Origin of the sequence: Thermotalea metallivorans, from assembly GCF_001562415.1 — a bacterium.
In the GTDB taxonomy this organism is placed as follows: domain Bacteria; phylum Bacillota; class Clostridia; order Peptostreptococcales; family Thermotaleaceae; genus Thermotalea; species Thermotalea metallivorans.
On record NZ_LOEE01000061.1, the window covers coordinates 24,374 to 50,125 of the forward strand.

At 40.4% G+C, this 25,752-nt stretch carries 26 protein-coding genes and 16 tRNA genes; 4 read left to right on the forward strand and 38 right to left on the reverse strand.

Going from position 1 to position 25,752, the window contains the following annotated elements; all coding sequences use genetic code 11:
- Positions 1-44 precede the first annotated feature (44 nt).
- Positions 45-983: an EamA family transporter gene (locus tag AN619_RS12490; RefSeq protein WP_068557460.1), complete on the reverse strand. Its 939-nt coding sequence runs from the start codon at positions 981-983 to the stop codon at positions 45-47.
- Positions 984-1,317: 334 nt separating this feature from the next.
- Here AN619_RS12490 and AN619_RS12495 point away from each other — a divergent pair, with 334 nt between their 5' ends.
- Positions 1,318-1,692 (forward strand): hypothetical protein, encoded by a 375-nt coding sequence (locus AN619_RS12495; protein ID WP_068557461.1) that lies wholly within the window; start codon positions 1,318-1,320, stop codon positions 1,690-1,692.
- 5 nt (positions 1,693-1,697) lie between these two features.
- Here AN619_RS12495 and AN619_RS12500 read toward each other — a convergent pair whose 3' ends face one another.
- From AN619_RS12500 to AN619_RS12510, 3 genes are all read right to left on the reverse strand, one after another.
- Positions 1,698-2,459: a DUF2087 domain-containing protein gene (locus AN619_RS12500; RefSeq protein ID WP_068557463.1), complete on the reverse strand. Its 762-nt coding sequence runs from the start codon at positions 2,457-2,459 to the stop codon at positions 1,698-1,700.
- A 226-nt stretch (positions 2,460-2,685) separates the two neighbouring features.
- Positions 2,686-3,696: an SPL family radical SAM protein gene (locus AN619_RS12505; RefSeq protein WP_068557465.1), complete on the reverse strand. Its 1,011-nt coding sequence runs from the start codon at positions 3,694-3,696 to the stop codon at positions 2,686-2,688.
- The gene (locus tag AN619_RS12510; RefSeq protein WP_068557467.1) at positions 3,662-4,492 is read right to left on the reverse strand and encodes a 5'-methylthioadenosine/S-adenosylhomocysteine nucleosidase family protein; all 831 of its coding nucleotides are present in this window, start codon (positions 4,490-4,492) and stop codon (positions 3,662-3,664) included. Before AN619_RS12510 ends, AN619_RS12505 begins: the two co-directional genes overlap by 35 nt.
- 237 nt (positions 4,493-4,729) lie before the next feature.
- Between AN619_RS12510 and AN619_RS12515 the strand changes: the two genes are divergently transcribed.
- On the forward strand, positions 4,730-7,621 hold the full coding sequence (locus AN619_RS12515; protein ID WP_068557470.1) for a transglycosylase domain-containing protein: 2,892 nt from the start codon (positions 4,730-4,732) through the stop codon (positions 7,619-7,621).
- A gap of 145 nt (positions 7,622-7,766) precedes the next feature.
- On the opposite strand, the gene AN619_RS12520 is transcribed toward AN619_RS12515, so the two are convergent.
- The 15 genes from AN619_RS12520 to AN619_RS12590 form a co-directional block, all read right to left on the reverse strand.
- Entirely contained in the window at positions 7,767-8,354 is a 588-nt protein-coding gene (locus AN619_RS12520) for a stage V sporulation protein AE (protein ID WP_068557472.1), read from the reverse strand.
- A gap of 32 nt (positions 8,355-8,386) precedes the next feature.
- Complete coding sequence (gene spoVAE, locus AN619_RS12525; RefSeq protein WP_068557474.1) at positions 8,387-8,743, reverse strand: stage V sporulation protein AE; 357 nt, start codon at positions 8,741-8,743, stop codon at positions 8,387-8,389.
- 16 nt (positions 8,744-8,759) lie between these two features.
- Positions 8,760-9,776 (reverse strand): stage V sporulation protein AD, encoded by a 1,017-nt coding sequence (gene spoVAD / locus AN619_RS12530; protein WP_068557475.1) that lies wholly within the window; start codon positions 9,774-9,776, stop codon positions 8,760-8,762.
- A 14-nt stretch (positions 9,777-9,790) separates the two neighbouring features.
- Positions 9,791-10,252, reverse strand: a complete 462-nt coding sequence (spoVAC, locus tag AN619_RS12535; protein ID WP_068557477.1) for a stage V sporulation protein AC — start codon at positions 10,250-10,252, stop codon at positions 9,791-9,793.
- 202 nt (positions 10,253-10,454) lie between these two features.
- Positions 10,455-10,868 (reverse strand): stage V sporulation protein AB, encoded by a 414-nt coding sequence (locus AN619_RS12540; protein WP_068557479.1) that lies wholly within the window; start codon positions 10,866-10,868, stop codon positions 10,455-10,457.
- A 16-nt stretch (positions 10,869-10,884) separates the two neighbouring features.
- Positions 10,885-11,511 carry a stage V sporulation protein AA gene (locus AN619_RS12545; RefSeq protein ID WP_068557481.1) on the reverse strand — a complete coding sequence of 209 codons (627 nt, stop codon included), beginning with the start codon at positions 11,509-11,511 and terminating at the stop codon, positions 10,885-10,887.
- Positions 11,512-11,525: 14 nt separating this feature from the next.
- Positions 11,526-11,675 carry a hypothetical protein gene (locus AN619_RS16035; RefSeq protein WP_157065014.1) on the reverse strand — a complete coding sequence of 50 codons (150 nt, stop codon included), beginning with the start codon at positions 11,673-11,675 and terminating at the stop codon, positions 11,526-11,528.
- Between the two features lie 104 nt (positions 11,676-11,779).
- Positions 11,780-12,550 (reverse strand): RNA polymerase sporulation sigma factor SigF, encoded by a 771-nt coding sequence (gene sigF, locus AN619_RS12550; protein WP_068557483.1) that lies wholly within the window; start codon positions 12,548-12,550, stop codon positions 11,780-11,782.
- An 18-nt stretch (positions 12,551-12,568) separates the two neighbouring features.
- Complete coding sequence (gene spoIIAB, locus AN619_RS12555; protein WP_198153310.1) at positions 12,569-12,991, reverse strand: anti-sigma F factor; 423 nt, start codon at positions 12,989-12,991, stop codon at positions 12,569-12,571.
- A gap of 19 nt (positions 12,992-13,010) precedes the next feature.
- Positions 13,011-13,346 (reverse strand): anti-sigma F factor antagonist, encoded by a 336-nt coding sequence (gene spoIIAA / locus AN619_RS12560; RefSeq protein WP_068557487.1) that lies wholly within the window; start codon positions 13,344-13,346, stop codon positions 13,011-13,013.
- A 251-nt stretch (positions 13,347-13,597) separates the two neighbouring features.
- Complete coding sequence (thiI, locus tag AN619_RS12570) at positions 13,598-14,773, reverse strand: tRNA uracil 4-sulfurtransferase ThiI (RefSeq protein WP_068557491.1); 1,176 nt, start codon at positions 14,771-14,773, stop codon at positions 13,598-13,600.
- A gap of 4 nt (positions 14,774-14,777) precedes the next feature.
- Positions 14,778-15,938 (reverse strand): cysteine desulfurase family protein, encoded by a 1,161-nt coding sequence (locus AN619_RS12575; RefSeq protein WP_334292202.1) that lies wholly within the window; start codon positions 15,936-15,938, stop codon positions 14,778-14,780.
- 194 nt (positions 15,939-16,132) lie between these two features.
- Entirely contained in the window at positions 16,133-16,753 is a 621-nt protein-coding gene (locus AN619_RS12580; RefSeq protein WP_068557493.1) for a lactate utilization protein, read from the reverse strand.
- Between the two features lie 307 nt (positions 16,754-17,060).
- Entirely contained in the window at positions 17,061-17,912 is an 852-nt protein-coding gene (locus AN619_RS12585; protein WP_068557495.1) for a sensor histidine kinase, read from the reverse strand.
- 4 nt (positions 17,913-17,916) lie between these two features.
- Complete coding sequence (locus AN619_RS12590; protein WP_068557497.1) at positions 17,917-18,639, reverse strand: LytR/AlgR family response regulator transcription factor; 723 nt, start codon at positions 18,637-18,639, stop codon at positions 17,917-17,919.
- Between the two features lie 164 nt (positions 18,640-18,803).
- Between AN619_RS12590 and AN619_RS12595 the strand changes: the two genes are divergently transcribed.
- Positions 18,804-19,802 carry an asparaginase gene (locus tag AN619_RS12595; RefSeq protein ID WP_068557499.1) on the forward strand — a complete coding sequence of 333 codons (999 nt, stop codon included), beginning with the start codon at positions 18,804-18,806 and terminating at the stop codon, positions 19,800-19,802.
- 33 nt (positions 19,803-19,835) lie between these two features.
- On the opposite strand, the gene AN619_RS12600 is transcribed toward AN619_RS12595, so the two are convergent.
- From AN619_RS12600 to AN619_RS12610, 3 genes are all read right to left on the reverse strand, one after another.
- Positions 19,836-20,894 (reverse strand): HD-GYP domain-containing protein, encoded by a 1,059-nt coding sequence (locus AN619_RS12600; protein ID WP_068557501.1) that lies wholly within the window; start codon positions 20,892-20,894, stop codon positions 19,836-19,838.
- Positions 20,895-21,009: 115 nt separating this feature from the next.
- A complete protein-coding gene (locus tag AN619_RS12605) occupies positions 21,010-21,369 on the reverse strand; it encodes a zinc ribbon domain-containing protein (protein WP_068557503.1) in 360 nt (119 codons plus the stop codon).
- A 119-nt stretch (positions 21,370-21,488) separates the two neighbouring features.
- On the reverse strand, positions 21,489-22,958 hold the full coding sequence (locus AN619_RS12610; protein ID WP_068557505.1) for a hypothetical protein: 1,470 nt from the start codon (positions 22,956-22,958) through the stop codon (positions 21,489-21,491).
- A gap of 182 nt (positions 22,959-23,140) precedes the next feature.
- Between AN619_RS12610 and AN619_RS12615 the strand changes: the two genes are divergently transcribed.
- The gene (locus tag AN619_RS12615) at positions 23,141-24,151 is read left to right on the forward strand and encodes a ribonuclease H-like domain-containing protein (RefSeq protein WP_068557507.1); all 1,011 of its coding nucleotides are present in this window, start codon (positions 23,141-23,143) and stop codon (positions 24,149-24,151) included.
- A 44-nt stretch (positions 24,152-24,195) separates the two neighbouring features.
- Here AN619_RS12615 and AN619_RS12620 read toward each other — a convergent pair.
- From AN619_RS12620 to AN619_RS12695, 16 genes are all read right to left on the reverse strand, one after another.
- Positions 24,196-24,271, reverse strand: a tRNA-Phe gene (locus AN619_RS12620).
- A 6-nt stretch (positions 24,272-24,277) separates the two neighbouring features.
- Positions 24,278-24,354 (reverse strand) — tRNA-Ile (locus AN619_RS12625).
- 6 nt (positions 24,355-24,360) lie between these two features.
- Positions 24,361-24,437 (reverse strand) — tRNA-Pro (locus AN619_RS12630).
- Positions 24,438-24,454: 17 nt separating this feature from the next.
- Positions 24,455-24,530: transfer RNA gene (locus AN619_RS12635), tRNA-Trp, on the reverse strand.
- A 6-nt stretch (positions 24,531-24,536) separates the two neighbouring features.
- A tRNA-Ile gene (locus AN619_RS12640) sits at positions 24,537-24,613 on the reverse strand.
- Positions 24,614-24,624: 11 nt separating this feature from the next.
- A tRNA-Ser gene (locus AN619_RS12645) sits at positions 24,625-24,716 on the reverse strand.
- A gap of 5 nt (positions 24,717-24,721) precedes the next feature.
- Positions 24,722-24,810, reverse strand: a tRNA-Ser gene (locus tag AN619_RS12650).
- Between the two features lie 87 nt (positions 24,811-24,897).
- A tRNA-Lys gene (locus AN619_RS12655) sits at positions 24,898-24,973 on the reverse strand.
- Positions 24,974-24,980: 7 nt separating this feature from the next.
- Positions 24,981-25,056: transfer RNA gene (locus AN619_RS12660), tRNA-Gln, on the reverse strand.
- A gap of 9 nt (positions 25,057-25,065) precedes the next feature.
- Positions 25,066-25,142: transfer RNA gene (locus AN619_RS12665), tRNA-Arg, on the reverse strand.
- Between the two features lie 4 nt (positions 25,143-25,146).
- Positions 25,147-25,220 (reverse strand) — tRNA-Gly (locus AN619_RS12670).
- Between the two features lie 5 nt (positions 25,221-25,225).
- Positions 25,226-25,310 (reverse strand) — tRNA-Tyr (locus tag AN619_RS12675).
- A gap of 7 nt (positions 25,311-25,317) precedes the next feature.
- Positions 25,318-25,392: transfer RNA gene (locus AN619_RS12680), tRNA-Thr, on the reverse strand.
- 9 nt (positions 25,393-25,401) lie between these two features.
- A tRNA-Asp gene (locus AN619_RS12685) sits at positions 25,402-25,478 on the reverse strand.
- A 63-nt stretch (positions 25,479-25,541) separates the two neighbouring features.
- Positions 25,542-25,616 (reverse strand) — tRNA-Glu (locus tag AN619_RS12690).
- A gap of 9 nt (positions 25,617-25,625) precedes the next feature.
- Positions 25,626-25,700: transfer RNA gene (locus AN619_RS12695), tRNA-Asn, on the reverse strand.
- Between the last annotated feature and the right edge of the window lie 52 nt (positions 25,701-25,752).

The window sequence follows — 25,752 nt, forward strand, 5'->3', positions numbered from 1 at the left end:
TTTGTCTTTCTTTGTTCTATGTTTCAAAAGATATTTTTCCCCCGCTATGTTTCCATTTCCTCCGCAGTTTTATGATGTTGATTCCCTTGGGATGCAGGGACACCTTTTGAAGTCTGAACAAGGAATACCCCCATCAGTATAACCCCAGTGGATGCGATTACATGAAAGGATAGAGGTTCATCCAAAATCAAACTTCCTAACAGAACGGCCACCGGCGGATTCACATAAGCATAGGTTCCTGCTTTTGCCGCCGGCCATTTTTGGAGAATATATATGTAACAGCTATAGGCCAAAATAGAACCAAAGAATATCAGGTAGAGCAGTGCCCCGATTCCCCGCAAGGTTACGTGGAATCTGGAAGTTTCCCCCAAGATCATCCCAACAATACTAAGCCCGATTCCTCCCGCCAACATTTCTATCCCTATATGGGAAACAATGGAGCCAGAAGCCTGAAAGCTTTTGGAGTATATGGATCCCATGGCCCACATCAGGGTGCCTGTTAATAGTATCAGTGCACCCTTCAAATCAATTGCTCCTGAATCTGAATGGGTAAATACCAACAAAACCACCCCTGCAAATCCTAGGATTAATCCGCTCCATCCCTTGAAACCAATGCTTTTTCTATTGGGCAGCATCAACTCCAAAATAGCCATAAACAGAGGTACAGTGGCCACTAAAAGGGAAGCAATGCCCGAATGTACCCATTGTTCAGCCCATACCACAAGTCCATTTCCCCCCAATAAAAGAAACAAACCTACAACTGCAATTCTTCTGATATCTATAGGTGTCTTGGGAAACTCCAATCCTTTTAGCCAGGCAAAGCCTACCATCAACAGTCCAGCCACAACAAACCGAATACCCGCAAAAATAGCCGGTGGAAATTCGCTTACCCCGATTCGAATCGCAAGATAAGTAGAACCCCACACAATACAAACACATAGGTATGCTAAAATTACTTTCCTTTCCTCCTTATTTGTCGCCACCTGAAAATTCCTCCCACAGTCAAAATTTGTTTAATATCAAGCTCGTCCATATTTCCCCTCCTATTACTAATTATAATCTAATATTTAGAAATAATTAACTATATCATTATTATATTGTATGTTTTTCTAAGAATCGTAATATATATGAGCACATTTTTTTATTATCCTTTGTTATCTTCCATGCCCATATTCTCTATGCGTAAATAAATAAAAATTTCAGAACAACCATAAAAAAACTCCTAACAGCAAATTAGGAGACGATTCACTATACATAATCAATCATCTATGATATGCTAATGCCAAAACTATTATTGTTTAGAAAGGAGAAATCACCATGTCTATAGAATTTTTTAAAAAAACTTTTCATGAAATCATAGAAGGTAAAAATACACCGGAATCGTTAGATGCAGAAGCCTATTGCTTTGCCCTGGGTCAAGCATTACATCGGATTTTTGATGCCTTAGGCGGCATCGATCAGCATCGGCGAGAATTTAACTATCTTACCAATCCTTATCTGCCTGCCGACATACGCACCTTGTGCATTCGCATACTCAGATTTTTGAAAAATACCAGAAATCTTTTGGATTTTCAAGACCAACAACTTATGACAACCCTGGATTTTCTCATTTCTCAAGAGGATATTTTCCTTCGGTCCAAGATTGATTTTAAAAAATGTGAAGAAGCCTTCTATGCCGGCCTTTTCTGGTAAATGGGTCACAATTTTACCCAATATAAACTTCCATCCTGACTACGGTCCATGAAACCATATTCTATTAAATATCGCCTTATGGTCACATAGTCTTCATAGATATGTTTTAGTGTTTCATTTACCTCTTTTTCTGAGTATTTTTTGTGAGCATCAAATTGTTTGATAATATGCTGTAAAACAACAATTTTTCTTTTTTCCTTGCTTGGAAATAAACTCAAATGCTCCCCCTTAGGTCCTTGAAAATATGTTTTTAGTATATCTTGTCGCTCTTTCTCTGTAATTACATATCTTTCATCCACCATCGTCGCCCCCTTATGTATAGGAATTAATTTTTCTTCCGGTTGTACACCATCCTCGATTAGCCCCATGATGGCTAGAAATACCTTGGCCTGTTTCTCTCTCTCTTTCAATTTAAACCGGTGATTTCTTATGGTAGAAGTACTCCCAGAACCCAAAACCTGGGTAATTTCTTTGTCGCTTAAACCTTGATAAAAATGCTCCAACAGCTCTTTCTGATGCTCCGTTAATCCCGTATACCTTTTGTTCATATTGATCAAATACTGAAACACGGACCCATGGCAGTCATAAATATGTTTCTTGGCTGCCCTTTCTGCTTCATATAAAACATTTTCAAAGGGATAAATGATACCGCGGAAAAAAACTTCACCACAGAGAAGACATGAAAAGGCATCTCTTTTTTCATCATAGACATAGCCTTGCTTTATTTCCTCCACCGTAGCTTTCCAAAACATTTCGTTTCCATCCATATAGTAGACACTCCTATTATTTGTTTGATTATTATATAGACATTATATCAAATTGTTTATATATTGTAAAGTATATCTCCATATTCTTAAAAGAGCATATACTCAACCCATCTGCCCCTTTTAATCATTCATGGTTTCCAACAAAAAGAATAAAAAGATGATTCTATGATCACCTTTTTTTATGATAACCCTTATATCATTTTTATCATGGACATATCTTTATTTTTTATCTATATATTTTCTCCTTTGGCAGATATGCACGGATTTTTTCATATACAAAATCTACCATTTCCTTTGTGTGTTTTTCTGCATACCTGGATACACCGTCATCACATACAAAAGGATACGCCAACAAGACGGAATGGGGTCTTTCCTTCTGAATCTTTTTGAGATAGTCTTTGGCCATTCGAAAAACTCCGATACTGATATCATAAATCTTATCGGATGGTAAAACCCGAAAGGTTTCTTCTATGCACCGGCTGTAATCAACTCTCCAGTCCTTGATATACAGCAGGGGATCAAAGCAAATTCTAACCTTCCAGCCTTTTTCCATGGCCTTTCGAGCACTTTGCAGCCGTGCTTCCAGACTAGGTGCGTTTATTTCATATCTGCTTGCCACTGGAGAGGGCGATAGGGTCCACGCCAAAATGAAATTTTCCAAAGGCGGTATGTTTTCTATAGCTTTAAAATTTGCGCTCTTCGTACGCAGTTCCAGCTTTAGGGACGGATGCCGTCTCGCAAATTCTGTCCAAAGAGCTACAAAGGATGTAATTCCCTCCAATGCTAATAAATCCGTATCATAGGAAATACAAAGATATATGGTTCCCTCCATTAAAAGTCTTTCTACTTCTTTAAACACATCTTCAAGATTCACAAAAATGACAATATTGGCTGAAGGATACATTCCCTGCAAATAGCAGTACTCACAATCATAGATGCAATTCATCATAGAGGATGTATAGTAAAAGCGGTCATTTCCAAAATCCTCGCAAACTTCCGCTCCTTGGTAAACAAAGGCATCTTTCTTTTTTGCCAAAATCAGTTTTGGTGTTTGTTTCTGAAGGGTAAAACTCTGATGTCCGCGGCAAAATACCTCCTTATAATGATCTATCTCTATCACAAAAGCATTCTTAAAATGACTTATCATCTTTTGGGTATTGGGATGATTTTTTATCTCCCTTTCCATATAAATATGTGAAAAACTAGAGATCGGTAAGCTGTTCTTTAATTCTTGCAAAATGCATCTTCCCCTCGTTTTTTGTTGTACTGCTGATGGATATATAGGATTGTAACACATCCCTTACATTTCCACATCGCACCTGGTATTGTTTTGCCATTTGCCTAAGCTGATGCTGCATGGCTGCAGTAAGGTTTAAATTTTTGCTGATTTTTTGAAGAAGTTCTTCCTCTTCCTCCGTTAAAACCGGCTTGGGTGCCGATAAAGCTTTTCCCCTTTTGTCTATCCAAGATATGATTTGGGCCGCATTTCTTTCCACCATGGCCGTTGCATCATCCCCTGTCAGCCCTTCCCCTTCTAAAAAATCAGAAACAATTTTAATGATGTGTATCTGATGGGGAGGCAGGAATAGGGAAGCAGCCTGAAAAACCCCTGCTCCTTCCATGTCTGCCAGTTCTCCTTCTATGTCCTTATCTTTGTAACGGTTGACGACCCTTGGAAAAGTTTCCAAAATTCCTTCTTGAAAAGGATGAGAAAACAACACGTCAGGAAAAAAACTCTTTTTTGTAGTATGTTCAATAATCTTATGGCATAATACAGGGGATCCTTTCGAAAACTTCCTGGTATTTGCTCCGCATATACCCAGGTTGATCAGCAAATCTGCAGATTGTGCATTTGATAAAGTCAACAAATGGGCAGTGGCAATAGCAGCGGCAATCCCTGTTCCTGTGATGATGAGAGTTATATTTTCATTTTTAAATACCTGAAACTTTACGATCTCCGGGTCCCTTTTTAATCCCAAATATCGTATAAAAGGACTGGCTTCCCAATACATTGCCGTGGTAATATAGATCATCCGCCCGCCCTCCTTTTTTTAAATTTTAAAAGAAAGTTGACAATTTTCTTCATTATAGATGATGAATCCATCAATGTCAAATTGTCTATTTCTTTTGTGAAATTTCTGTTCTATAATTCCTCTTGTAGTCGAAATGCAAAGGGAATTTTATTAACATCCCCTAATGAATATGATATAATGATTTCAAGTTGTATACCCATGCTCCACTTTTCCTTATAGATATTAGGAGGGATTCACTTGACAGAAAATCATGAACAAAAGAGCAGAAATACAAAGAAAAAGAAAAAAAGAAATTATAGCATATTTAGAATGATACTTCTGATTGTCATATTGATAGGTTTTATTGGAACAGGTGCCTTGGGAGGTTTGGTGTTTGCCTTCATTAAGTCGGCAAAACCCATCGATGTAACAAAGATTGATTCCGTTTTATCGGAAAACTCCTTTATCTTTGATAAAGAGGGAAATTTAATTGAGAAAGTAGAAAGTGACATATTAAGAACACCCGTAGAGTATAGTCAAATACCTGAACATTTAAGGAATGCCATTATTGCCATAGAAGACAGAGATTTTAAAAAACATAACGGCATCAGCATCAAAGGAATCATTCGTGCTACATGGGAAAACCTAAAGGCAAGGGGGCCGGTACAGGGTGCCAGTACCATCACCCAACAGTTGGCAAAAAACCTCTACTTGTCCAATGAAAAGAAAATCAGTAGAAAAATTATAGAGGCTTATTATGCACTGCAAATCGAAAAACATTTGAGCAAGGAACAAATTCTTACGGCTTATCTCAATGCCGCCTATTTCGGCGCAGGAGCCCAAGGTGTTCAGGCTGCTGCCCAGGCCTATTTTTCAAAAGATGTCAGTCAACTGGATTTAGCTGAATCTGCCTTGATTGCAGGTATAACAAAAAATCCTGCCAAGTTTTCACCTTTAAAGACATTGAGAAAAGAGGACGTAGATCCCAATAAGCATTTTATTATCGATGATTCCGATGAGATCTACACCATTGTCTATGACGAAAGATATAAAGACCGTCAACACCTGGTTCTAAAAATCATGAAAGATGAAAAGATGATTACTGAAGAAGAATATCAGGAAGCACTGCATGTAGACATCAAAGAACGCTTAAAACCAGGAGGCAAACAGGTATCTTCCGGTATTTCTTCCTATTTTGTGGACCAGGTCAAACGTGATGTCATACAAGCCCTCATGAAAGAGTTGGATAAAACTGAAGAAGAAGCAAAAGACATGCTTTATAACCAAGGCCTCCGCATTTACAGCACCATGGATTTAAAGATGCAAAAAATACTGGAAAAAGTCTACGAGGACAGCAGGAATTTTCCCAACTTGATTGCAAAAAAAGATGGGGCTGGCAATCTCCTCAGCAAAAATGGATCGATTTTATTATACAAATACGATAACTTAATTAATAGCAATGAACAACTGATCATCCCAAAGGGGGATTATCAGTATGATACGGAAGGAAATTTAGTTCTGTTCAAAGGACGGAGGCTAAATTTTGATCCTTTGTATGAAAACGGCGAAGTCAAAGGAATCCAGGTCGCCGTAAGGGATGCCTACACCCTCAGCCCTGACAAGGAATATCTCATGCATAAGGGTGGCCCAATCAAGATCCCCAGTCAGTATAAATCCTATGATGGGAAAAACAATCTTGTGATTCATAAAGAATTCTTAGAGCATTCTCCTGAATTTTTTTCCAAAGGATCTAACGACAGCTTATTGATTTCAAAGGAAAATTACTATATGAGTGATAAGGGTGTTGTACAGCCCCAATCAGCCATGGTCATTATGGATTATCATACGGGAGAAATCAAAGCGTTGGTCGGTGGCAGAGATATAAAAGGGAAAAAATTATATAACCGTGCCATCAACCCAAGACAGCCCGGTTCTGCCATTAAACCCCTTTCCGTTTATACGCCGGCCATTGACAACGGTTGGACTGCGGCAGACGTAGTGGATGATGTGCCAAACTATGATCAAAGTGGCCGCCTATGGCCAAAAAACTGGTACAAAGGTTATCATGGACTCTCCACCCTTCGGGAGGGAGTTCAGTGGTCCATCAACGTACTGGCTGTAAAAATCGGTGAGCAAATTGGCATAAACACTTCCATTGAATACTTGAAAAAAATGGGCATCACCACCATTGATGAAAAGGGCGGCACCAGCGATTTAAATCTTGCTGCCATGGCCTTAGGCGGTATGACCAAAGGCATCAGTCCTCTGGAATTGACTGCTGCCTATGGGTCTTTGGCAAATAATGGAGTTTATATTCGTCCCAAATCCTTTGTAAAGATAACGGATCGGGACGGCAATGTCATTTTAGAAAATACCAGTTTTAAGAATCTTGTGGTAAAACCAGAGGTCGCCTTTATCGTTACCGATATGATGAAGAGTGTTGTTTCTGCCGGTACCGGCCAAAAAGCAAAATTAGACAGAGAAAATTCCGTCATTCCAGTAGCCGGTAAAACCGGTACAACCTCTGACAACTATGATGCATGGTTTGTAGGATATACACCTTACTATGTGGGGGGTGTTTGGATCGGTAATGACGTACAGATGGAGCTGGCAAGCGGCAGCGCCCTCAGCGCCCAGCTTTGGAAGACTGTTATGGCAAAAGTCCATGAGGGGCTTCCTCCAAGGGATTTTGAAAAACCTGAAAACATTATCTCCGTAAAGATCGATACAAAATCGGGTAAACTTCCCACAGAAATCAGCTACCAAGATCCCCGAGGCACCGTCCGGACTGAATATTTCATTCGAGGTACAGAGCCAAAAGAGTACGATGATGTCCACGTAGAATTGGAAGTGGATACAAGCACCAATAAACTGGCTACACCCTATTGTCCTCCGACTTTGGTGGAAAAAAGAATATTTATTAAACGCCCCATTCCTTATAACCCTGGAGACCATGGAGGCATTGTTCCGGATGATTATATTTACGAAGTTCCCGGCATGTGCGATGTACACAATGCAGAAAACAACGGCATCATTATTGATCCGCTGCAGCCTTTACCTTTTCCTACGGTTCCTAAGAAAAATGAAAATAACAATAATTTATCGGAAGATCCTATAGAAACACCCGTGATCGACAGTGGGTCCAACTAAAGTCAGCGACAGACTATAGCAAAACCCTTGAGATTTTGCCTTGCCAGTTCGCGGCTAAGCCAAAATCTCAAGGGTTCTTTCTTATCCTGCCGTTTTTTCTACAAACCACAGCGTCATCCCCCATGGAGGATAAAGTTGCAAATGATTAAAGGCTATTCTTTTCCACACTGTTTTTGCTTGCACTCCTATTTAAAATTTCTTCCATTGCCTTTGTGAGAATTGGCGCTCCCATCTCACAATCATCTTTTCCTGCCATCTTTCCTATATCGCCAATTCCTACAATGACAGGGACTTCACATTTTTTGATAATATCCACCGTATCCCCATAGATTACGTTGTTTTTTTGGGGGAGCCCTTCCTTATCTACGGCACCCTCAATAATTTTCCCATCACAAGTAACAGAAAAATCTACTTCTACTCCCTTTACCCCTTGGGTGTTCGAAGCGACTGCAATTACGCCCATAATTTCTATGTCGGGATGATTTGCAATCTCATACAATGCCCACTCTCCCCTGCCTGTCCTGGAAGATCCTTTGTCGTCCACCATCACCACCACAGGGTCGTACTTCGCCCTTTTGATAAGTTCCACAATTTCCACACCACTCATCGGGGTAGGATTTCCCCCTGATCGTGATATACATCTTCCCCCAATATTTGCTGCTGCCGTCTCCACAGCCCTTTGGGCAACAGAATCCCCGTCTGTCACAAGAATTACCTTTCTCTTTTGTGTCATTCCCCTGTTCCTTTCCTTATAGATTTTCTATTTTATTTTTTTGTCTTGGGTGTAAATATAACAGACATCAAATATCCAAACAGAATTGCCGCCGCCACCCCACCGGCTGTGGCTTGAACCCCCCCCGTAAAAGCTCCCAAGACTCCTTTTGCTTTGGTAGCTTTGATAGCTCCTTTCGCCAAAGCATATCCAAAGCCAGGAAGAGGCACTGTGGCTCCTGCGCCGCCAAATTCTGCGATGGGTTCATAGATTCCTAGAGCAGTCAGAATAACTCCTGCAGTAACGAAAAGAACCAGTACATGGGCCGGCGTCAACTTTGTACCATCCATTAACAACTGCCCGATTACACAAATCAGGCCTCCTACAACAAATGCTCGAATATAATCCATATAGATTCCCCTTCCTTTAGATATGATTTGTAATCGTCACGGCATGGGCAATGCCGGGAATTGTTTGTCCTTGCTGAGCACTAGTAGTAGATAATAAAGCCCCTGTCGATATGAGCAATACACGATTTAGTTTTTTTTCTAACATCTGCTTATAAATATAGCCGCAGAAAACAGATGCAGAACAGCCGCAGCCACTTCCCCCTGCATGGGTATCTTGGGCTTTATTGTCAAAAATCATTAATCCACAATCTTCATATACCTTTGTGATATTATAGCCTTGGTCATATACCATTTCTTCTGTTATTTCCTTTCCAATGGCACCTAAATCACCCGTTACGATCAAATCATAACTTTCCGGTGTAAAACCCGTGTCTTGAAAATGCATAGTAATTGTATCACTTGCCGCCGGTGCCATGGCCGCACCCATATTGTTCGCATCCTTTATTCCCAAATCAATGACTTTTCCTGTGGTCACATGGGTAATTCTAGGTCCCTGTCCATAGGAAGCCAAAATAGCTGCTCCTGCACCGGTTACTGTCCATTGGGCCGTAAGGGGTCTTTGATTGCCCAGCTCTAAAGGAAACCTGAATTGCCTCTCTGCAGAGCTAAAGTGACTGGAGGTAACAGCCACCAAATGGGTAGCATATCCCCCATCGATTAGCATAGCACCTAGGCTTAAAGATTCCGTCATGGTAGAACAGGCACCATATAGTCCGAAAAAGGGTATCCCCAAGTCACGGGCTGCAAAAGATGCAGACATCAATTGATTAAGAAGATCTCCGGAAAGCATATACTCCATATCCGTAATATTTTTATTCGCCTTCTGCACCGCTGTTTTTACAGTCTCCCTTAGCATTTTGCTTTCTGCCAGTTCCCAGCTTTTTTCCCCATATAGATCATCTGACAGGATCGTATCAAAGTAACTGCTTAAAGGTCCTTCCCCTTCCTTTGGGCCTACAGTCGTAGCCGTTGCAATAATCACTGGAGGATGATCAAATTTTACCGTTTGCTTGCCTAATTTTTTTGTAGCCAATTTCCAATCCCTCCCTATTTGCCTAAAAAATAATATAATAAACCTACGATCACGGAAGATCCAAAACCATACACCAGCACCGGTCCCGCTAGTACAAACATTTTTGCCGCAACGCCAAAGATATATCCTTCCCGTTTAAATTCCATGGCAGGTGAAACAATGGAATTGGCAAATCCTGTGATAGGTACGATAGATCCTGCCCCCGCCCTTTTGCCCAGTTGGTCATAAACACCCAGACCTGTAAGAAATGCCCCTAAAAACACCAGCACAATGGCTGTCGCAGTAGCCACTTCATCTTGATCCAACCCCATGTTTTTGAAAATGCTTCCAATAAACTGTCCAAAAACACAGATCAGTCCTCCTACTACAAAAGCCCATAGACAGTTTTTTAGATACGTAGGTTTTGGTATCTTCTGTTGCACATATTCATTATACTCCTGCTGCTTATTGATGCTTTGAAGCTTTTTATTTTGCATGAAGGACACCTCTTCTTCGAATATTGATGGCATTCTTATCGTCTCATCTGTTCCAAACCAGGTTTTATAGTGCTGTTTAGCAAGTCCTTTCCCAGGTTTATCATTTCAAATTCATGTCTTTTTTTCTTCTCTTTTATATCATGCAATGGAAAGGCTACTTTGTTGAAAAGGTCTTGATATGCTTGATACATCTTTTTCACCCCTACTTGTTGATCATGATCCAGTAAAGCAAAGATCCCACAACCTTTCCGGCAGCCAGAGTCATTAAAATATATCCCACATAGGCATGAAGCTTGAAGCGATTTACAATGACCGGAATCACATTGGTTACCTCTGCTAATGCCGAAGCAAGCAAACCTACAAATATGCCCATGAGCAGACCTGCTCCTATTGCAGCAATCCTGCCAGCCTTTACAGATATCTCTAAAAAATCAGATAAGGATACGATCATCCCCGAAATTATGATCACCCTTTCATACCATCGGATATAATTTTCGGTACCCGTAAGTTGTGCCAATCTTGGGACAATATCCAGCAATGTGATAAAAGCTACGATGGCACTGCCTACCACAATTCCTTCCGCCAATCCCACAAAGACAGAAACTAATTTAAGCATCCCATATCACCCCATGCTATCTTTTCTTTTCTGCGGTGTTTTCCTCATAATCCAGCAAATATTGATCCATATTTTTCTTGTATAAATACATTTCCACCTCCATGGGGCTGGGTTCATTGTTTCTCTTTGGAAAAACATGATTAAAAAATAGAGCCATTCCCAATCCAATACCAAGGGAATAGGGTATTTGGAGAATTAATGGCCTACTTTCTTCTATTCCGGTAATGAGCTGATATAGCACTTTATGGGCTTCCCTCATATTGACATCTGCGTGAAAATTCATGATCGCCAATCCTGTTCCTACAAACAGTGTTGCACCTACAACAGCCAGCTTTCCATAGGCCAACATGTCTTTTTCTTTTTTTTGTTCTTTTTCTACCTTAATCAATATTTCAGGTACCCCCACGGAAATAACGGTTAAGTTCGGAAAAACTGCTTTTATCTTATCAATCACCGTCAATACGGAAAGGATTGCGTAATCCTGTTGGATGCTATCTATGTGCAACAATTCAATATTTAACAAATCTTCTTTTATCTTTTCACTGGCTAAAACCGCAGCCGCATCTCTGATTTTTAAAATACTTTCATTGCTGATTGTTGCACAATCTTTCAACTGAATATAAATTTCTTCGTTGAAGGACAATCTTTTCACATCCTTTATTTTATCGTCTTCTCTTCTATAAAGATGAATTTTGCTTTGGAATACCTATTGGTATTTGACTTATTGTTTACGAAAACAAGGGTAGCAAAAGACATCATCAGTAGAACTATCACAATCCACAACATTTTTCGATAATTCTTCTTCATGCAGATCACTCCATCCTGTCTTTGATTTTAGTATTCTCCAGAATCATTTCTAAAATTCTTTCAATTTGATAGAGATGCTTCAAAAAAATAAAGACATGAATCTTTCATGCCTTTATGAGCAAGTCTTTTAATTGTTGCAGTACCTTTTTTTCTATCCTCGATACTTGTACTTGTGATATGCCAATGACTTCGGCGATCTCTGTCTGCGTCTTATCCTTAAAATACCGCAGAATAATAATTTGACGTTCCCTAGGTTTTAATTTAGAAAGTACTTCCCGTAAAGCCAACCGATCAATGACTACACTGTCATCCTCTACATTGATCTCACTAATTTTATCAATCAGGTGTACAGGCGAACCGTCATCGTGATGAATGACATCGTATAAATAATCCGGTTGGAGATTGGAATCTAATGCCATGACAATTTCTTCTTTAGGAATTTCCGTTTCATCTTCTAGCTCCTGTAGGGTAGGTTCCCGTCCAAATCTTTGAAATAAAATTTCCTTTGCATTTTTTATCTTTCCTGCAGTTTGTTTCAGAGAACGGCTCACTTTGATTATCCCGTCATCCCTTAAAAATCTTTTGATTTCTCCAATAATCATAGGAACCGCATAAGTGGAAAAACGCACATCATAGCTTAAATCAAATTTTTCTATGGCCTTCACCAGTCCTATGCATCCTAATTGAAATAAATCTTCTCTCTCATATCCCCGATTGGCAAATCTCTTTAGAACACTTCGAACGAGCCCTAAATTATGACTTACCAATATTCCCTGGGCTGTTTTATCCCCCGACTGAGCCCTTTTGATCAGTTCAATGGTCTCCTCGTGACTTAATATCTCATTACTTTCCTCAGATAATGCAGTCATCGTCATATCATCTACCCCTTCATACTAACGACTTTCAAATCTTTTAACCATCCGTATTTTTGTTCCTGCACCTTTTTGTGATTCAACCTCTACTTCATCCATGAAGGTTTCCATGACTGTAAATCCCATTCCTGACCTTTCCAATTCAGGTTTTGAGGTATACAAAGGCTGTCTTGCCTCCTCCACATTTTCTATTCCTTTGCCATGGTCAATAACGATAATTTCAATTTCATTGTCCTGTATGGTACACTCTATAATCACCGTTCCTATCATATCTTCATACCCATGAATAATGGCATTGGTAACGGCTTCCGACACTGCTGTCTTCACATCGGCCAATTCTTCTATGGTGGGATCCAATTGAGAAGCAAAAGATGCAACTACAACCCTAGCAAAGGCTTCATTTTGTGATTTGCTGAGAAATTCCAATCGCATGTGATTCTGCATAGTCAAACTACTCACCCCTTTATAAGCTATCAATCGCTTGCTTTTTATTATCAAACCGTTTCACAATATTAAACAGACCGGACATTTTAAAAATTCTTTCTATACGATGATTGATATTGACTACAGCCACTTCCCCACCCAGTTTGCTTACTTTTTTATACCTGCCGATGACAACACCGATCCCAGAACTGTCCATAAAATTCATACCCGATAAATCAAAAATGATATTTTTAGCCCCATAGTGATCTATTTCTCTGTCAATCTCATCTCGAATTTCTTCTGCCGTATGATGGTCCAATTCACCATCCAGCTTAATGACTAGATTTTTATTGATGCTTTCAAAACTAAGACGCAACACAACCCCTCCTTTTGCTTAGTCTGACGTATAATTTTTATATCACCTATTACATATTCTTGAATTTCCCCATTTTTCCTTTGTTGAAAAATAGCTAGTTTTGTAGGATGCCTTGACTTTTTTTATCATAATATGAGGGATCATGCCGATTCTATCCATCCACGAACACAACACTTTATTATTTCCCAAAAAAAGCAGATTATACGTTAATACAGAAAAAAGACACCTGCATTCGGTGTCAATTACTACATTCATTCCTCCATGGATATCTCGATAACTTCCATATGGACTATGGCTTCTTCAATGAGTTTTTCAACCTCCAGTTTCTCCTCCGATGCCAATATCTTCTCAATCTTTGGTTTCGTTACAGGTCGCTTTGGCAAAAATACGGTGCAACAATCCTCATAGGGCAGTATGGAGATTTCAAAGGTTCCAATTTTTTTAGCAATCTCAATAATATCTACCTTATCAAGAGCAATTAGAGGCCGGAACACAGGCAAAGAAACAGCTTCATTGGTAACGGTAAGTCCCTGTATCGTTTGGCTGGCGACCTGCCCAATGCTTTCCCCCGTAATCAATGCATTGCAACCATTGTTTTTGGCAATTTTTTCCCCAATTTTCATCATAAATCTTCTGGATAGAATGGTCATTTCTTCCTCGGGACATTTCTCATGGATCTCCTTCTGTATGGGCAACAAATTTACTAAATGAAGGCGTATGGGTCCACAGTAGGATGCTAGAATTCTGGTCAGTTCCAGTACCTTTTCCTTTGCCCTTTCACTGGTAAATGGATAACTGTGATAATGCACTGCTTCTATTTCCACACCACGCTTTGCCATCATCCAACCAGCAACAGGACTGTCAATACCGCCTGATAGGAGAAGCACCCCCTTCCCATTGGTACCCAGAGGCAGACCTCCAAAACCCGGGATTTTCTTAGAATAGATATAGGCCTTCTCCCGTACATCCACATGGATAATCATGTCCGGTTCGTGAACATCCACCTTCAAGTTTCCGGCACGGGGCAATATATAGGCCCCTACCTCTCTGCTGATTTGAGGAGACTGAAAAGGGAAACCCTTGTCACCCCTCCGGCTTTCCACCTTGAAAGTCTTCACTTGATCTTCTTCTATCCTTTCCATGGCATGCTTCAAAGCTGTTTCTTTAATAATGTCCATGTCTGCTTCTATTTCCCATGCAGGGCTGACAGATACAATGCCAAACACTTTCACAATCCGTTCAATCATTTCCTCTTCATCCTGTCCGTTGAATGCTACATAAATCAGTCCGTTGGATTTATATATCCTTGCTTCTCCCAAATCTTTGATATTGCCCTGGATATTCCTTATGAGCTTCTGTTCAAAATGGGATTTATTTAATCCTTTTAAGGCAATTTCACCATACCTTACAATCAATACCTTCTTCATCCTATCACCTCATCATAATCCTTCTCAAATCAGCCACGTGTTTTTTCAACCGATCTACAGCAAAATCGATTTCCTCTGCCGTATTATGGTAAGCAAAACTAAACCGTATGGCCCCTTCGATCTCTTCGTTTTTTAATCCCATGGCCTTTAAAACATGGCTGTGGACATTTTTTTTAGAAGAACATGCAGACCCGGTGGATACATAAATGCCATCTTGCTCTAAACTATGCAGTAAAACTTCTCCCTTTGCCCCTATAAAACTAATATTCAAAATATGGGGTGCACTGCCTTCTCCTTCCAATCCATTGATTTTGATATGATCTATTTCTTTTTTTACCCGATGAAGAAATCTATCTCTCAAAAATCTCATATGACGAATATGCTCTGACAGATGTTGAAAAGCATGAACTGCAGCTACTCCCAAGCCTAGGATCCCCGGTATATTTTCGGTGCCGGAGCGAATACCCGTTTCCTGATTGCCGCCGAAAACAATCGGTGCTATTTTCAGACCTTTGCGGATATAAAGGGCACCAATCCCCTTGGGTCCATGAATCTTGTGTCCACTGACAGATACCAAATCGATTCCCAGCTTATTCGGATCAAATTTTACTTTTCCAAAGGATTGTATTGCATCTACGTGAAAGATGGGTTTCATTTTCATATGTTGCAGCAATCTGCCGATTTCTTCTATCGGCTGTATCGTACCTACCTCATTATTTACATGCATCAAACTGATCAGCAGTGTATCATCACAAATATGATCTTTCAGTTGGCGAAGATCTACTCTGCCAACCTCGTCCACATCCAGATAAATTACTTCATAACCCTTTGTCTCTAAATGTTGAAAGACATTCAATACGGAGGGGTGCTCAATCCTACTGGTGATAATTCTATTTCCTTTTCTTTTATTCCCTTCCACGGCGCCAAGAATAGCCAAGTTATTCGATTCTGTCCCACCGGAAGTAAAAATAATTTCTTCGTCTTTTACACCTAATGCCTTTGCCACCTGTTTTCTGGCGTTTTTGACAAGCTTCTCAACTTCTACTCCTTTACGGTGAAGGGAAGAAGGATTCCCATAAAAATCCCTCAGCGCCCTTACCATGATCTCCACGACTTCTTCCATGGGTTTTGTCGTCGCACTGTTATCTAAATATACTTCCACCATCCATCTCTCCCATATGGCAAATTTCCCTATCCCTATATCTTTCCATATTGTATACGAATATGATGCCTTTGTAAAGCTGTTCTTCACATAAATCTATTATAACCTGTTCCACGATCCTTTATCATCCCCTGCTTCCAAACAAAAAAAATAACGCACCGCTGCAAGTGCATTATTTTTCTCAATTTGATAGTTCGTCAATATCCCAGTTTTTCTCCTATGACTACTACTTCCATCTCCCCAATAGCACCGGGTTTTTTATGGATGATGGTTGTAACGTTGCAAATACGTTCAGGTGAATTGCAATCCCCACATTCTCCTATAGATACACATGGTGTTTTCCTGTTTAACCTTTTTGCATTGGGAGGTGAAGCTTCCTTTCGCAGGCGATCCATAGCCTCTATAGTATCATTGCATATTTTGTTCATACCCACAACAACCATGACCTTTTTGGGACCGTAAATCATGGCTGCAACCCTGTTTCCATTTCCGTCTACGTTCACAATTTCTCCTTGGAGTGTTAATGCATTGGTACTGGTCAGATAAACATCTGCCTTGTTTGCTTTTTCTATGGCCTTTTGTCTTTCCTCCGGTGTATTGCACAGCCAATGCCAGTAGACATTGTTTCCCGAATCTCGTAACGCCTCATGAAGTTTCATATCATAAACCGTCATGGAACCGCCAATACCAATATCTTTACCGCTGCCAATCCTTTCTACGATATATTTTTTTGCTTCTTCCGTTGTGGAAAAATATTTTGCTTCTATACCGTTTCTTTGCAAATTGGCAACCAAATCATCAATTTTTTCCTTATGCATCCCAATCCCTCCATATTTTCCATATTCAACTCAACTATAATACAATTTCAATGCAAAATCAAGAGAAAACCTGATTTATTGACAATCCCGTCCATCCATCCTCTGCCGCCATGATCCGTATAAATAAATTTTTTTGTATTTTTTTTTTATAAATTCCTTGCAAAATTTGTCGGATTTTGTTATAATTTGTTTAGTGGTTATCCCCCTGGTAACCTCGATAATATAATCTCTATTCCCAATACCCCTTTTGAACGTAAACCAGCAAAAATACCAGTCACCGTAGACTGGTATTTTTGTTTTTCAGGGATCAAAACTTATAAAATTCTACTGCAAACAGGGTTTCCTTTTCATCACTTTTCACTTCAACTTTGCCTTGGTTTTCCTCTACATACTTTTTGCAAATACTTAATCCCAGTCCCTGTCCTTTCTCTCCTTTCGTTGTAAATCCTGTTAAAAATATTTTGTCTAGGTTCTCCTTGGGTATGGACTTACCTGTATTTCTTATATAAAAAAGATATTTAAACTTGGTTTCCTTCAATTCTACAATAATTTTTCCTCCTTCTTCGTCTTCCTCCATGCAAGCGTCCATGGCATTATCAATAATATTACCCAAAATGCTGACTAGCTTCCAAGGCTCTATTTTCATATTTCTTAAATTTGTTTCATTAATTAATTCAAAAGGAATCTGACGGGTCTTTGCCATATTTATTTTTGACTGCAGCAGGGCATCTACTTCCAGCATGCCTGTGCTCACTTTGATATTGACATCATAGACTTCTTGATAAATCTTTTCGATATAGCTTTTCAATGCCTGAAATTCCTCCATATCCGCCAAATGGCGGATTACGTGAAGATGGTTTAAAAAGTCATGTCTTTGGCTTCTTTGAAGATCATTGAATGCATAAATATTTTTTAAATTTAGCTGCTGTATTTCATATTCTTTTTCTATTTTCAACACCTCAAATATTCTTCGATTCATATAAATTCCCAATATACTTAACAGGATAATCAATATCCCCAAAGCAATATTCAATGGATATGCTGCGGCCGGCGTAAATTGTTCTCTCTCCATAAAGAAAGTATAAAAAATAAATATGCCCAATAGCATCAACTGTGCAATATCATACACAATGAAAGCAATCAAATTTTTATTTCTCATTTTTTCACCTTGCATTTATATTTTCAGCCCTATGAATCATTTCATCCAATAATTCCTTTGATACGCAGGCCGTCTTATCCGTGCTGTCAAAATAGATACTGTAGGAAGTTCTCGTCAATGGCCGAACGCTGCGGATTCTATCCAGATTTACAATAAAGGATTTATGTGTTCGCATAAAGCGTTGATCCAACTGTTCACCGATTTCATTCAGACTTTCATTGCTATCTATTTCCTCATGGGTTGTATAAATAAATATCTTTCTATTCCTTGCTTCAATGAACAAAATATCACTGGTCTTGATATATCGTTTGTTTCTATTGCTAATAATGGACACGAGCCTATCCTCATCATCCTTCCTTTTTCCCAACATCCCCTTGATTCTTTCCATTGTCCGGATCATTCTTTCTTTGTCATAAGGCTTCTGTATGTAATCCATGGCATAAACATCAAAGGCCTCTCTTCGATACTCCTTATATCCTGTTGCAAAAATCAGATGCACATGCGGATTGCTTTTTCTTATTTCCCGTGCCGCCTCGATTCCGTTGATGCCGGGAATATCAATATCAATAAATATAACATCGGGATTTAGCTGTAGGGAATAGTCTAAGAGCTCTATTCCATTTTTCGCCTCCCCCACAATTTTTACATAGGACAACCCCTCCAAAATTTTTTTCATCATTCTTCTCATTTCCTCTTGATCATCTGCAATCAATACCCTCACAATCATGCTGAACACCTCACCGCTGTCTATATTCTATTATCCATCTCTTCAATCCTTCCTGCATTATTGTCGTAAACAAATTTTGTAGCAATAATAACGGATTGACAATATAATTTTTTACATATATGCTTTAAATATATTCAAGTTATCTAAACATAGGAGGTAGTCATATGCCCAATTCTTATAAAGTAGCCGTCGTATTTACCGGCGGTACCATATCTATGAAGATAGATCCCCGCATCGCCGCTGCAATTCCGGCACTATCCAGCGAAGAAATCATGTCCATGGTAACCAATATCGACAAGATTGCCGATATCGAAATCATCAATTTTGACAGAATTCCCGGTCCCCACATGACTCCTGAACGGATGATGGATTTATCAAAAACAGTAAAGAATTTAGTAGCAAGAGAAGATATCACCGGTGTGGTCATAACCCATGGTACAGATTCTCTGGAGGAAACTGCATATCTTCTTGATTTGAATATCAATACACCCAAGCCCATCGTCGTCGTTGGAGCAATGAGGAGCGGTTCAGAGCTAGGCTACGATGGCCCCAGCAATCTTTCGGCCGCCATATGTACCGCCGTTTCCGAACAAGCTAAAAATAAAGGCGTTTTGGTGGTCATGAACAATGAAGTAAATGCTGCCAGCGAAGTTACCAAGACCCATACTTTAAGTTTGGACACATTTAAATCTCTGGAATTCGGTCCTTTAGGCATCGTGGACAATGATGAAGTTATCTTTTACAGAGATATTACTAAACATCATCACATCATTACCGATTCCATTGAAACAAGGGTGGATTTGATCAAATGTGCTGTCGGCATGGATGACCGACTGATGCGATTTTGCGTTGATTCAGGCGCCAAAGGATTAGTCATTGAAGCCATGGGCCGCGGGAATATCCCTCCGGCTATGGTCCCTGGAGTAAAATATGCCATTGACCAAGGGGTAGTCATCGTAATGGTCTCCCGGTGTCCTATGGGCAGAGTTTTGGATACTTACGGCTACGAAGGTGCCGGTAGAACCCTGAGAAATCTGGGTGTTATTTTCGGTGGCAATTTGCCCGGTCAGAAGGCTAGGATTAAGCTCATGCTGGCCCTCAGTATTACCTCAGACAAAAATACAATCAAGGACATGTTTGAAAAAGGTTTTTATAGCAAGTAGATAAAAAAGCAGGTCTCTCATAGGCCTGCTTCTTTATGCAATTACTTCAACAATCTCATATTGAGAATTTGTTAGTAAATCAATAAATTTATCGTTCACCTTTACCAGGGGCCTGGTAGGCATTTGCTTGTTTAATAAGACAATCTCGCCCACCTCACCGGAGTTCAGTTTTACAATATTGCCTACATAATACCTGGAGATATTTTCAAGGAATGTGCCGACAATAAAAGGGTCTAGAATCCCAAAACTATTTTCTGCGATATATTCAGCCACCTTAAAGGGCGATTCCTTTGACCGATACATCCGCTGAGAAGTCATGGCATCAAAAACATCTGCCACGGCAATAATTTTTGCAAATTCATGAATCTTATCTCCCTTTATGCCTAAAGGATACCCGCTTCCATCCATTCGCTCATGATGCTGCAGTACTCCGCAGCATATGTCAAAGGAAATCCCCACGGTTGTCTTCAATATTTCATAGCCATAGGTCGTATGTTTTTTCACAATCTCAAATTCCTCTTCTGTCAGGACTGTGGGTTTATTAATAATTTCCTCAGGTATTTTTGATTTTCCTATATCATGAAACATGGCAGCAATCGTTAAGTTCTCCAGATCCTTCTCGCCATAATGCAACCATTTTCCAATCATTGCTGAAAGTATTCCTACATTCATAGAATGTCTGAAAGTATAGGCATCAGTGGATTCAACCTGCCTTAGTCTCCCCAATATGTTATTGCTCTTCACAACTTCCTTCAACAGAGGCATGACGAATTTTCCCACGACCTCATGTTCAATTTTATTGCCCAATCCTATCTGTTGATACATATTTTTAAATTGATCTATCGTCTGGACATATTCTTTGTTGAACTGTCTATCCACTATTATAACAGAGGAGTGCCGTTCCTTTTCCTGCACAGCTTCTTCGGTCTTTTCCATCACATATATATAGGATATATCAAGTTTTTTCAGGCTTTCGATATGTCTGTCGGAAAGTACGGTCCCACCAGTCAAAAACACAATATCGTATTTTCCTGCAATATCTTCAGCCAAAATCATACCTTCTTGAAGATCTTGAGTTCTTACCAAGCGCATTCTGCTCACCTTCCTGCTGTTATAATAGTCTATTTTTATAAAGCATTTTCATGTTTTTATGCTGTACTCATTATTCTACAAAAAAACGCATTTTCCTTCATCCTCTTTGTAAAAATTATACAATTTTATTTCCGCAGTTGGGACAATACTTGGAATATTCCCGAATATCCATATGGCAGTTTGAACACTGGCGGATTCCTTTGATTTCGTTGATCTCCGAAGTCAATCGATGTATTCTGTGATACATTTGCTCAATTTCTTTGCACTTTTCACGCAACTGCATGGTGCTGGTTTCATCCCCCAGATAATTTCTATATACCATTTCCCCTATGAAAATCTTTGCTTCGAGAATTTCCTCTTCCAACCGTTTGATCTCCATCTTGATTTCGGTAATTTCCAGCAGTTCATCAGTCTTTTGCGACAATATCTTTGTCCCTTCCGATACCTTCGTCATCAATTTTTCCATAAAATCCATCGGCTATCCCCTCCTTGTTTTTATTATATTCAGTAAAAATACAAAGGGACGTTTTTTCATAGAAAAAGGCAGCCCCTTGCCCATCATGGAAGCTGCCAGCATCTATTTCTCTCTTACATTTATTTTGTCTTTTCCATATCATTTTCTATGACTTGGTAAACCTTGGCTGCCACCCAAGCTTTTTCTCCGGCAGTAGTGTTAAATTCCAGAGAACTCTTTAGATAATCAAAAAATTCCTCAGGAGATGGAAAAGGCATCGGAAGTACAGAAAGAAATTTCCTCATTCTGGCCCTTCTAAAATCTGTAGACATCTCTTGTATATTCTTTTGTAGGAAATGAATAAAGGCTTCTACGGAATCCTCCTGATTCGAGCATCCACCCGATGAAGAAACATTTCCTATGAGCCAATCATATTCCTCATGTTCAAAATCGTTGGCAATCGCCATGACACCCTTAGAAATCTCCAAATAGTTTTTCAATAGTGGATTGAGTTCTCCTTCTAGTTTTGCTATACATCTATGAAAAACTTCACTAAAATCCTTCGCATTTTCATATAAATCCTTTGCCTTCCCTCGGCAAACCTCATAAAGGGCTTCCAATTTTTCAACCGTAGCCGCTGTTGTTTCCTTTCCCTCCACCAGCCTTTTCACCTCGGTAAACCGCTTATAGATATCCGGAATCACCAGCTCCCCTTCCAATACTTTTTCAAAATCCTTAAACTTTATTTCATGAAGCACCAGAATTCGATTCGTCATGGAACAGTAGGATTGAAACGTTTGTACTAACCCAGCGGCATGGTCCAGGATAAAACCTGATTCCTTTTGCATTTTCCGCAACTCTTCCTCAGATAAATTCCTATAATCGGTTTTTTTGAGTCCTTCTATTGTCTCATAGATTTTCCGAAACCCTTGTCCGTAAAGGGGGTAAACGCTGCCATCAAAATGTTCCCTGTATCTTTGCAGAATTGTTGACCATCCCTTTGCCGGAGAATCTTTTTTGACCCTTCTTAAAATCTGCTCTACCCGTTCTAAAAAAAGTTGTTTTGTCATTCGAAAGGGCAATACTGCCAAAATCCGACTCATTTTATATGGAATTTTTTCCATATCCACGGATAAATAGCGGCCTACGTCTTTATAAAACACCTGCAAATCAATCCTCTGAGTCTCCTTCTCTTCCAACCTCTTTCCCGCTAATTTGTCGGCAACAATTTCATCTATATAACTGCACTCCGTATAATAAGCTGATAATAAGCGAATATACTGTACAATTTCTTTCCTCAATTCTTTAATGTCAATAATTCTTTCTTCAAAATTTCCCAATATGCTGGGCAGTTCACCCACAAAAGCCATCAATTTTTTATAAACAGCTTCCACATTTTCATCAATGGGAATCCCATTTTTCACCGCATAATGATATTGTCCCATCCCTAGGGTCGCTTCCTGAAACAATTCCACATAGGAAATCATCCCTACATTGTTCATTTGTTTTTGAAAAATCTCCTCAGCTATGGAAAATAAACCTTCTTTGTCCTCCCCCTCTGTCTTTTTTAACTGTTCCTCTATTTTCAATAACTCCTTGTTCATTGGCATAGATCATCCTCCTTGCGTGCCATTTTTCCTTTTTGCCACCATGGGCATAATACCTACATTATACCACAGGCCCCATCAGAAAATCCAATCGCAGATCCAAAAGGAAGGAAAAAGGTCTTCCATATTCGGCGGATCTATTGTAATATAATTACATGCTTGCATATTGATTGGAGGTGATCCTTTTGGAAATCATCAATTACCACCTTGACGAAAAACTGCACCTGCCCAAGAATTATTTGTCTGTTTTTCAAGATCTTTCCTTTGCTATGTTTGATATAGAAACCACAGGATTGAATCCTGAATACAGCCAAGTCATTCTCATTGGCATTCTATACGTCCAGGAAGAAAGGATTGCAATCCGACAACTGTTCTGCACTCACAGAAATGAAGAAAAAATATTGCTGGAAACATTTCAAAATGAAATAAAGAATTTTGATATGCTCCTCAGCTATAATGGAGATACCTTTGATATCCCCTTTCTGAATAAACGCTTCCAATACCATCACATTCCTTGCAAGATAGAATCCTACAAGAATTTTGATTTGCTAAGATTTGTCCGCAAACAAAAAGAAATATTGAACCTTCAGGATTGCAAGTTAAAATCTGTGGAAAAAAGCCTAGGTATTCACCGGAAAGATATCTTATCGGGCAAGGAAAGCGTTGAGCTATACAACCTGTTTGAAAATAATCGAAACAGCCATCTTAAAAAATTGATTTTGCTCCATAATTACGACGATCTCTACTATTTCAGCAAATGCCTGGAGATACTGGATAAAGTAAATCTAGAGGAATTTCTGCCTTCAATCCCCATTATAATCTCCATAGATGCAGAAAAAAAATGTTATGTAACCAAATGGGCGATTCAAAACCATGCACTGCTTGTCCAAGGCTTTTATCCTCCATCTACCCGCAACTATAACCATCGGGAATATGGACTGGGATTCCATTTCAAGTTTCATCATAAGACTCAGTCCTTTGAGGCTACGATACCTTTATACAAAGGCAGCCTTTCCACAGGACTATCCTGTCTGTATATCAACCTTAACGATTTTTCTTTCTGTCACCAGACCAAATCAAAGGAGTATCAAGTCCCAGACCATCTTGTTATCTTAAAGGAAGGAAAAAAAGAGAAAAAGCTAGAGATATGGCATTTTATGATTTCTTTTCTGAGATACATTTTGTCCGGCTTCTAAACGTAAAAACCGTGCATCTGCAATCCTAGATGCACGGTTTCATTTGGTGCCCAGAGGCGGAATCGAACCACCGACACGGGGATTTTCAGTCCCCTGCTCTACCGACTGAGCTATCTGGGCATACCTTGGTGGGCTTAGGAGGACTCGAACCTCCGACCTCACGCTTATCAGGCGTGCGCTCTAACCGCCTGAGCTATAAGCCCTCTACCTGGTCGGGGTGGCAGGATTTGAACCCGCGGCCCTCTGGTCCCAAACCAGATGCGCTACCAAGCTGCGCTACACCCCGTTAAAAATAACTAAAATTGGCAGGGGTAGCAGGACTCGAACCCACGACATACGGTTTTGGAGACCGTCGTTCTACCAACTGAACTATACCCCTGCAACATGGTGGGCCTTCAGGGACTCGAACCCCGGACCTACCGGTTATGAGCCGGACGCTCTAACCAACTGAGCTAAAGGCCCCTGCTTTTTTTTGGCGGAGAAGGCGGGATTCGAACCCGCGCACCGGTTTCCCGGTCTAACGGTTTAGCAAACCGTCCTCTTCAGCCTACTTGAGTACTTCTCCTTATTTGGCGGAGAGGGTGGGATTCGAACCCACGGCCCCTTTCGGAGTCACTGGTTTTCAAGACCAGCTCCTTAAACCCCTCGGACACCTCTCCCTATTTAGAGGCCAGATGCATGATGCAGGAAGCAGGATAAAACCATTGTTTTTCTTGCCTCTCCCTTCTCGCCTCTTGCTTCTAGATTGGTGACCCATCCGCGGCTCGAACGCGGGACACCTTGATTAAAAGTCAAGTGCTCTACCTGCTGAGCTAATGGGTCATGAAAATGGCTGGGGTAGCTGGACTCGAACCAACGAATGCCAGAGTCAAAGTCTGGTGCCTTACCGACTTGGCGATACCCCAATATCAATTTGGTGAGCCCACAGGGATTCGAACCCCGGACACACGGCTTAGAAGGCCGTTGCTCTATCCAGCTGAGCTATGGACCCACGTTGGAGCGGATGATGGGAATCGAACCCACGCTACCAGCTTGGAAGGCTGGAGTTCTACCATTGAACTACATCCGCATGGTTGGTGGAGGGAGGTGGATTCGAACCACCGAAAGCTGAGCTAACGGATTTACAGTCCGCCCCCTTTGGCCACTCGGGAATCCCTCCATGGTTTTGGAGCTGGCGAAGGGAATCGAACCCCCAACCTGCTGATTACAAGTCAGCTGCTCTACCGTTGAGCCACGCCAGCATATAAAATTGGCGACCCGGAAGGGGCTCGAACCCTCGACCTCCAGCGTGACAGGCTGGCATTCTAACCAACTGAACTACCGGGCCCTATTGGATGCAAGATGTCGGATCTTTCTCTCGCCTCTTGCTTCTCGCCTCTTGCTTCTAGATTGGTGACCCATCCGGGAATCGAACCCGGGTTACCGCCGTGAAAGGGCGGTGTCTTGACCGCTTGACCAATGGGCCTTAGCATACTGGCTCCAGAGGTGGGACTCGAACCCACAACCTACCGGTTAACAGCCGGGTGCTCCACCATTGAGCTACTCTGGAATCTTATCCAGCAACGACCTACTCTCCCAAGGCGTCTCCACCTGATAAACTA